Origin of the sequence: Paenibacillus farraposensis, assembly GCF_020736845.1 — a bacterium.
GTDB lineage: Bacteria > Bacillota > Bacilli > Paenibacillales > Paenibacillaceae > Paenibacillus > Paenibacillus farraposensis.
This window is the reverse complement of sequence record NZ_JAFFQR010000087.1, coordinates 82,854-84,448: the sequence shown is the minus strand read 5'-3', so window position 1 is coordinate 84,448 and position 1,595 is coordinate 82,854. Positions and strand designations below refer to the sequence as shown.

Below are 1,595 nucleotides of genomic sequence, written 5' to 3'. Positions count from 1 at the left end.
CTTCTCATGCAACTTGGCTACTTTCAGCCTAGCCTTATAGCGGTTAGTGCTTCCCTTCTTTTTGCGTGACCAGTCCTTTTGCAATTTTGCTAATTGTTTTTCAGACTTGCGAAGGTACTTGGGATTCTCGATTGTATCGCCATCGGAAGTAATTTACAACTTTTTATGGAAATCCCCCAAAGATTTGAGTTTCTAATTTGCGAATACTTATGGCTATTACAAAATTGATGGGTTGTTTCTTCGGCTTATTGAATAGGAGGGATACTTTAAAGTTCTATAATAAACTTGTTCGTGATAGAATCCTTGAAATCATGGAGGAGCACTGAAAAAAATATGAAATTAGAACATTAAATCAAGAGGAGTATATAAAAATGCTACACCAGAAGCTATACGAAGAGTTGATTTTGCTTCGGTTTTGGCGGTGATAGTTATTTCTTTGGTGCAGTTGGTGAAGAAGACAATTAATTTGCCTGTAAATGTAGTGCCTGCTATGGGCGTAGTAATCGGCCTGCTGATTGATTGGGCGGCTTCACCGTTTACTGATTTGGATACTACCTTGCGTCTGTGGGCTGGTGGACTGGCCGGGCTTTCAGCGACAGGGCTGTTTGAACTGGCGTTTAAGGATAGACCCGGAATGACCAAAGGTAATAAAGCTGCTTAAAATAAGTAAACACCCTATCGGCTTGGCTGTTAGGTGTTTTGACGATTTTTCTGGATTTAGATTTGATATCTATTACAAAAGCCTTCCATAACGGAAGGCTTCCAAAACTTACGGTCTAACATTGGTTACAAGTTGAAAATACGCGACGATGCCAAAGAAAACTATAATCAAAACAATTCCCAAAACGGTAAAGCCAACTATCTTCCCAACCTTTTTGTTTTTCTTGTCCATGTTACCTCCTTGATGTTACAGTATCTCTGAAATCAGTCTGCCCTCCCTTCCCTGAGTATCTCCAGATAATGTGTGTTTAATCGTTCCGTAAGTCATACCGCCTGTGCCTCTGTAAGTATGTTTGAAGTAATTAACTATATATGCATACTTACGGTCAGCAGACGTGTAAGGACTCTCGGAGGATACCGTAATTTCAACAAGTGGGTTGTAATTATGCACTACCAGTCCTGTGCCACTAAGTACAGCAGTTATTTTTTGCGAACCCCTAGCGCCCTCTACCCTGTAGGTTACGGTACTCATAAGCTCACTAACATTAACCCCCATGAACGTACCATATGAACTGTCATGTACGGTATAGTTTTGTGCCATCGGTGTAACCCGTGACGAGGAAGCATCGCCTTTTTTATGACTAACTACGATATCCCCACCATAAAGTTTAACGTCCTGTTCGCTGGCGAATGCTTTTAAAACTTGCTTTTGTACTTCCACATCGTTCAAATACTTGATGAACTTATCTTGATCCGCTTCGGATAATTTGGAAAACTGCTCTAATGTCTCTTCTGCTCCTGCTTGACCTTTAAGCCAGTGGATGTAGTCAGACGGAGAATTGATTTCAATTTGTTGTTGTGTTTTCGAGGTAGTATGTTCACTGATAAATTCAATGCTTGTTGTTTGGGCAGATGCTGCTAAAGGAGCAACCGCA

At 40.8% G+C, this 1,595-nt stretch carries 3 protein-coding genes; 1 reads left to right on the top strand and 2 read right to left on the bottom strand.

Translation table 11 applies throughout. The features are described 5' to 3' along the window. Positions 1-153: transposase (locus JO375_RS14635; protein ID WP_407672826.1), on the bottom strand; the 153-nt coding region annotated here is incomplete at its 3' end. A gap of 235 nt (positions 154-388) precedes the next feature. On the opposite strand from JO375_RS14635, the gene JO375_RS14630 reads away from it, so the two are divergent. Beyond that, positions 389-661, top strand: coding sequence for a holin (locus tag JO375_RS14630; RefSeq protein ID WP_229525185.1), 273 nt, complete (start codon positions 389-391; stop codon positions 659-661). 246 nt (positions 662-907) lie between these two features. Here the strand turns inward: JO375_RS14630 and JO375_RS14625 are convergent. Then, the coding region (locus tag JO375_RS14625; RefSeq protein WP_229525161.1) for a hypothetical protein at positions 908-1,595 on the bottom strand (688 nt) is incomplete at its 5' end.